The following is a 951-nucleotide window of genomic DNA, read 5'->3' as shown; positions in this document are numbered from 1 at the left end:
GGCGCCGCCACTCCGCGCTCGATGGCGCGCATGGCCGGGCACATCGCCGATGCCCGGCAGGCCCGGCGCGAGCAGCAGGGCGCCGCGCAGGTCGTCTCGCTGCCCGGGCGCACGCGGCGGGCCGCCGCGCCGCATTTCGCCCCGGGGGGCCAGAGCACGCAGATGATCGTGGGCGCGGACGCGGCGGACGACCGCACCATCCTGGCCACGAGCGCGCAGCTGTACGGTGGTTTTCGCCTTCGGCGCGTGTACTACTCGGCCTTCAGCCCCATTCCGGACGCCTCGCGCGCGCTGCCGCTGGCCGCCCCGCCCATGGTGCGCGAGCACCGGCTGTACCAGGCCGACTGGCTGATGCGCTTTTACGGCTTCGCGCACGAGGAGATCGTGCCCGCGCGCCAGGGCGGCATGCTGTCGCTGGACATGGACCCCAAGCTCGCCTGGGCCATCGCGCACCCGGAGCGCTTCCCCGTCAACCTCAACACCGCCCCGCGCGAGATGCTGCTGCGCGTGCCCGGCCTGGGCGTGGGCTCGGTGGACCGGCTGCTGGCCTCGCGCCGGGTGCGGCGCGTGCGGCATGCCGACCTGTCGCGCCTGCGGGTGCCGCTCAAGAAGGTGCTGCCGTTCGTCGAGACGGTGGACCATCGGCCGGGGCGCCTGCTCGATTCGGTGCACCTGCAGGCGTTCTTCGCCACGCCGGCACGGCCGGGCCCGCTGGCGAGTGCACCTGCCGCCCCTGCGCCGCCCGTGCAGGCCTCGCTGTTTGGCTGATGGACGACGCCACCACCACAACCACCGGTGCGGTCACCACCGTGACCCTGGGCCACGCCACCGACTGGGCGGGCTTTCGCGCGGCGGCGCGCACGCTGCTGCAAGGCGGCCACCCGCCGCAGCAGGTGCAATGGTTCACGGCCGCGGACGCGGCGGGCGACCTGTTCGCCGAGGGGCCCGAAG

General features: G+C 74.8%; 1 protein-coding gene and 1 pseudogene. Both read left to right on the top strand.

Translation table 11 applies throughout. The features are described 5' to 3' along the window. Positions 1-768: radical SAM protein (locus AC27KI_RS25875; protein ID WP_487116699.1), on the top strand; the 768-nt coding region annotated here is incomplete at its 5' end. Further along, positions 768-951, top strand: a pseudogene (locus tag AC27KI_RS25870) (hypothetical protein); the annotation flags it as partial. The gene AC27KI_RS25875 and the pseudogene AC27KI_RS25870, both read left to right, overlap by 1 nt.

The organism is Acidovorax sp. KPB24-03, assembly GCF_057546605.1.
This window is presented reverse-complemented; position numbering and strand designations above follow the sequence as displayed.